At 66.9% G+C, this 5,017-nt stretch carries 6 protein-coding genes and 1 pseudogene; 4 read left to right on the top strand and 3 right to left on the bottom strand.

The features are described from left to right. Window positions 1–588: 588 nt before the first annotated feature. The 4 genes and pseudogenes from AOK01_RS45575 to AOK01_RS32260 all read left to right on the top strand — a co-directional run. Window positions 589–711, top strand: a pseudogene (locus AOK01_RS45575) (transcriptional regulator); the annotation flags it as partial. Further along, the gene (locus AOK01_RS41900; protein WP_079103935.1) at window positions 708–917 is read left to right on the top strand and encodes a DUF397 domain-containing protein; all 210 of its coding nucleotides are present in this window, start codon (window positions 708–710) and stop codon (window positions 915–917) included. The pseudogene AOK01_RS45575 and the gene AOK01_RS41900, both read left to right, overlap by 4 nt. Window positions 918–965: 48 nt before the next feature. Next, window positions 966–1,196, top strand: coding sequence for a bacteriocin immunity protein (locus tag AOK01_RS32265; RefSeq protein ID WP_055517918.1), 231 nt, complete (start codon window positions 966–968; stop codon window positions 1,194–1,196). Window positions 1,197–1,258: 62 nt separating this feature from the next. After that, entirely contained in the window at window positions 1,259–1,693 is a 435-nt protein-coding gene (locus AOK01_RS32260; RefSeq protein ID WP_055517917.1) for a VOC family protein, read from the top strand. 51 nt (window positions 1,694–1,744) lie between these two features. Here AOK01_RS32260 and AOK01_RS32255 read toward each other — a convergent pair whose 3' ends face one another. The 3 genes from AOK01_RS32255 to AOK01_RS32245 form a co-directional block, all read right to left on the bottom strand. Further along, window positions 1,745–2,347, bottom strand: a complete 603-nt coding sequence (locus AOK01_RS32255; RefSeq protein ID WP_245702511.1) for a hypothetical protein — start codon at window positions 2,345–2,347, stop codon at window positions 1,745–1,747. 109 nt (window positions 2,348–2,456) lie between these two features. Then, a complete protein-coding gene (metG, locus tag AOK01_RS32250) occupies window positions 2,457–4,181 on the bottom strand; it encodes a methionine--tRNA ligase (RefSeq protein WP_055517912.1) in 1,725 nt (574 codons plus the stop codon). Window positions 4,182–4,355: 174 nt separating this feature from the next. Beyond that, window positions 4,356–5,017: VWA domain-containing protein (locus tag AOK01_RS32245; protein WP_157871569.1), on the bottom strand; the 662-nt coding region annotated here is incomplete at its 5' end.

The raw sequence follows: 5,017 nt of genomic DNA, 5'->3' as shown, positions 1-5,017 counted from the left end.
GGTGGTTGCCGATCACCGTGAAGCGGGTGGTGTGGCGGGAGTTGTCGTGCGTGATGCCGCTGCCCGGGTGGGTGTTCGTGCGGGCGCTGCGGGGCGGGCGGTTTTTGCCCGCGGTACGGGCCTGGGCGCGCGGGCGCACGCTAGTGTTCTGCGTATCCATTGGGAAGGTGAGGTTCTTCCTGTGTGGTCAGGCCCTCGCACTGGGATGCCAGTCCCGGCGAGGGCCGTCGCATGTCTGCGGTGAAGTTGTGTGGTGCCGCGCTGAGCGTAGAGCAGGCAAGCCGTCCCGATACCAGCCGAGTTGGTGATGTTCACTCGCGCGAGTGAGTGCCCGCTGTGGACGGGAGGGGTGGGGCTTGGTGGGGTTTCTCTCCCTCGCGTGGTTCTTTGGGAAGAGCGTCAGGAGCACCGGAGTACACGTTCGCGGCATTCGGTGCGTGCGGCGCCAGATCGAGTCCCGCCCAGACGGTTTTACGGGGAACCGGGCCGAGTTCGACGCCCCAGCGGTCCGCGAACGCCTCGACGAGAAGCAGGCCGCGTCCGGACTCGGACTCGGTATCGGTGCCGGCGGACGAGGGCCGTCGGCGGCGACCGACTGTGGACCCGAGGCAGCTCCGAATCCTTGAACTCCGGTATGGCACCATCCGGGCTCAGGCTCTCACGCCGCGACAGACGCTGGTCTTCATTGAGCAAGTGCTGGGAGAATCATGATCCGTAAGGCTTCTGCCGGATACAACTCTGAGCTGGAGTGGTTCAAGAGCAGCTACAGCGACGGTCCTGATGGCAACTCCTGTATTGAGATCGCGATTGCCTCCAGCGCGGTGCATGTCCGCGACTCCAAGAACATAGGAGGGCCTCAACTCGCGCTCGCGCCGCAGGCATGGGCGGACTTTGTGGCGTACGCCTTGGGGAGTTGACTCTCAACTGCCCGCGCCCCGGTACGGCGGCTGCGGCGGAGGGACCTGATGATTGCAGCGGAGATGAGCCGTGCGGAGGCGGTCGTCCTCGTGCAGCGGATCATGAATATGGATTACGCCTCCGACGACGAGGTGGCCGACTGGGTGGGCAGGATCGACAGTGCCCTGGGATGCCCGTCCGGTCACGTCCGTGACTTGATCTTCTGGCCGCCGGAGCGGGACCTTTCGGCCGAAGAGGTAGTCGATCAGGCTCTGGCGTATCGGCCGATCTCTTTGTGAGGCCAGGACTCAATTCCGAAACCCGGACATGGGCGGCAGAGCGGCCCTGTTAAGGTGCGCCGATGTCATCGATCAAGCAGTTCCAAGTCACCTTCGACTGCGCGGAACCTGCGCGCCTCGCCGGTTTCTGGTGCGAGGTGTTGGGCTACGTCGTGCCGCCGGTCCCGGAGGGGTTTGCCACGTGGGAGGACTACCACCACTCGCTGCCGCCTGAGGATCAGGTCGTCTACTTCGCATGCAGTGATCCCTCGGGTGTGGGCCCGCGCCTGCTCTTTCAGCGCGTTCCCGAAGGGAAGATCGTCAAGAATCGGGTACATCTCGACGTGCGGGCCGGCACCGGACTGGTGGGTGAAGAGCGCCTCGCCACACTGGAGGCCGAATGCGCACGACTGGTCGCGCTCGGTGCGGTACACGTACGAACGCTGCTCGCCGATGACGAGAACGAGTCCTGCATCCTGATGCAGGACATCGAGGGCAACGAGTTCTGTCTCGACTGAGCACCCTCCGCGACGGCGAGATCGGGTACAGCTTCGGCGCGGGCCCGGACCTCACGGATGCTCACTGCTCGGGTCGGACCAAGCCGCCACAAGTGCTCGCAGATCCGGAAAGCGGGGACCGGAGACTGTCTCCTGGGTGGGTTCACCGTTGAGCCAGCACACTTGCTCGGGGGCGCCGTCGCCAGTATCGAACAGGCAGCACACCCCGCCGCTGTCGGCGGTGAGGTCGGTGAACACCTTCCTGACGTTGGCCGAGCGCGCGAACAAGCGGCTCATCCCCGACGTCGCCGCCCAGCACTCCACCGACGTGTAGCCAGGGTGCAGGAGGGACTCGAACCGGATCGTGGCGTAGATGTACCCGATCTGGATGCGCCCGTCCGCCTCGGGGCCAGGTCCACCTGTCCGCGCATACTCGTGCAGTGCTGCATCGTCGACGTCGACCATGAGGGACGTGTCGAGCTCAAGCGCGCCGCTCGTGGAGCAATCGACCGGATCGCTCTTGAAGTGGGACGTGAACGGGAGGACGAGCCGGTCACCGCCAGGCAGGGTGATCTCAAGCGGCGGGACGGCACGGGCCGGCGGCGCCAGCTCGGCCAGATTGGCCAATGCCCTGGCGACGTTCCGAGGACGCAGATAGATGTCGTAGCCGTACATCAGCCCCACGCGTCCCCCTGTCTCAGATCGAACCGCACCCCCTCTTACGCCCCGGCCCTTGAGCGCTCAGGCCGGGGCGGCAGCTCGCGGTACCGCCTGGTGCCGGTCGTTACTCCGGTGCTCCGCCGAAGCGCTCCTTGTACGTTTCCAGGTCCTCGTCCGTGATCTTGGCGAAGAGGACCGGGGGGACCGTGAAGGGCGTGCCCGTGGGGATCGAGTTCAGGGACCTCGCCTCGTCCTGTGTCACCCAGGCCGCCGTGTCGTCCGGCAGGGCGAAGGCAGCGCGCATGGCCTTGGAGGAGGCCGGGATGAAGGGCTCCGAGACCACCGCGTAGAGGTGGATCAGGTTCATCGCCGTGCGGAGCGTGAGGGCCGCGCCCTCCGGGTTGGTCTTGATCTCCAGCCAGGGGGCCTTCTCCTCCAGGTAGGAGTTGCCCGCCGACCACAGGGCCCGCAGCGCCGTCGCGGCCTTGCGGAACTGGAGCGCCTCCATCTGGGTCTCGTACTCGGAGAGAAGCGACGCGATCTCCTCGCCGAGCTTCGCCTCCGGCGCGCCCGCCTCCGTGCCCGCCGGGACCTCCTCGCCGAAGCGCTTCTTCGAGAAGGACAGGACCCGGTTGACGAAGTTGCCGAGGGTGTCGGCCAGGTCCTTGTTCACCGTCGCCGTGAAGTGCTCCCACGTGAACGACGAGTCGTCCGACTCGGGGGCGTTGGCGATCAGGAAGTAGCGCCAGTAGTCCGCCGGCAGGATGTCGAGGGCCTGGTCGGTGAAGACGCCCCGCTTCTGCGACGTGGAGAACTTCCCGCCGTAGTACGTCAGCCAGTTGAACGCCTTCAGCTGGTCGACCTTCTTCCACGGCTCCCGTACGCCCATCTCCGTGGCCGGGAACATCACGCTGTGGAAGGGGACGTTGTCCTTCGCCATGAACTCCGTGTAGCGCACGTCCGACGCGCCCGCCGGCTCGTACCACCACGACTTCCAGTCCCGGTTCTCCTCCGGGGCCGCGTCCGCCCACTCCTTCGTCGACGCGATGTACTCGATCGGCGCGTCGAACCAGACGTAGAAGACCTTGCCGTCCGCCGCCAGTTCCGGCCACGTGTCGGCCGGGACCGGCACGCCCCACTCCAGGTCACGGGTGATCGCACGGTCGTGCAGGCCCTCGGTCAGCCATTTGCGGGCGATGGAGGAGGCGAGCTGCGGCCACTCGTCCGCGACATGGTCGATCCACGTCTCCACCTCCCCCTGCAGCTTCGACTGGAGGAGGAAGAGGTGCTTCGTCTCGCGGACTTCGAGCTCCGTCGAACCCGAGATCGCCGAACGCGGGTTGATCAGGTCCGTCGGGTCCAGGACCCGCGTGCAGTTCTCGCACTGGTCGCCGCGCGCCTTGTCGTAACCGCAGTGGGGGCACGTGCCCTCGACGTAGCGGTCGGGCAGGAAGCGGCCGTCGGCGGGCGAGTACACCTGCCGGATCGCGCGCTCCTCGATGAAGCCGTTCTCGTTCAGCTTGCGGGCGAAGTGCTGCGTCAGCTCGGCGTTCTGCGGGGAGGAACTGCGGCCGAAGTGGTCGAAGGCCAGCTCGAAGCCGTCGTAGACCGCCTTCTGCGCGTCGTGGGCCTGGGCGCAGAACTCGTCGACCGGCAGGCCCTGCTCCTTCGCCGCCAGTTCGGCCGGGGTGCCGTGCTCGTCCGTCCCGCAGATGTAGAGGACGTCGTGGCCGCGCTGGCGGAGGTACCTGGCGTACACGTCCGCCGGGAGCATGGACCCCACCATGTTGCCCAAGTGCTTGATCCCGTTGATGTACGGAAGGGCGCTGGTGATGAGGTGTCGAGCCATTGCGGGCTGCTCCCGAGTCGCTACGTGAGGTGACGGCACGTCGTACGGTGCTCCGACTTTCGGCCGTCTTACGAACCTTGAAATCCTAGCCGACATGGGTGGGCCGCCCGCTCCTCGTTTTACGGGGTGAGAAGGGGGCGGCCGGGGAGGGTCTGCCGAGGGGGCGGCGACGGGTCACGGGCGCCAGTTCGCCAGTACTCCCTCGTAGACCTCCGTGTCCGTGAGCTCGCGCGGGGTCGGGCCCGCGTGGAAGAAGGCCGTGTTCTCCGACTTCAGCTTGCGGAGGTAGTCGAAGGCCTTGTTGTCCTGCTCGCCGAACGCGACGAAGGAGAAGAAGAGACCGGGGTGGCTCTTCGCCGCTTCCGTGAGGGACTGGGTGGCCGGGGTCTTGGCGTCCGGAGCACCGTCCGTCTGGAAGACCACGAGACCGGGAGCCGCGGGAGCGCCCGCCTTCTCGTGCAGGGCGATCACTTCCTGCACGGCCGCGTGATAGCTCGTACGGCCCATGCGGCCGAGGCCTGCGTGGAGTTCGTCGATCTTGTTGTCGTGCTCGGCGAGGGTGAGTTCGCCGGTGCCGTCCAGCTCCGTGGAGAAGAAGACGACCTGGACGGTCGCCTCGGGCGCCAGGTGGGCGGCGAGGGCGAGGGTCTGCTCACCGAGAGCCTGCGCGGAGCCGTCCTTGTAGTACGGGCGCATCGAGGCGGAGCGGTCCAGCACGAGGTAGACCTTGGCGCTGGTGCCTGTGAGGCCCTGGTTGTCCAGGGCGGTGGCGGCGGCCTTGTAGGCGCTGAGGAGGCCGGGGGCCTGGGACTCGATGTCGGGGAGGGGCGTGGGGA

It is taken from the genome of Streptomyces aurantiacus (assembly GCF_001418335.1).
Lineage (GTDB): Bacteria > Actinomycetota > Actinomycetes > Streptomycetales > Streptomycetaceae > Streptomyces > Streptomyces aurantiacus.
This window is presented reverse-complemented; position numbering and strand designations above follow the sequence as displayed.

Coding starts and splice junctions, on each gene's coding strand:
- AOK01_RS41900 (WP_079103935.1), top strand. CDS start 708: ATGATCCGTAAGGCTTCTGCCGGATACAACTCTGAGCTGGAGTGGTTC.
- AOK01_RS32265 (WP_055517918.1), top strand. CDS start 966: ATGATTGCAGCGGAGATGAGCCGTGCGGAGGCGGTCGTCCTCGTGCAG.
- AOK01_RS32260 (WP_055517917.1), top strand. CDS start 1,259: ATGTCATCGATCAAGCAGTTCCAAGTCACCTTCGACTGCGCGGAACCT.
- AOK01_RS32255 (WP_245702511.1), bottom strand. CDS start 2,347: ATGTACGGCTACGACATCTATCTGCGTCCTCGGAACGTCGCCAGGGCA.
- metG (WP_055517912.1), bottom strand. CDS start 4,181: ATGGCTCGACACCTCATCACCAGCGCCCTTCCGTACATCAACGGGATC.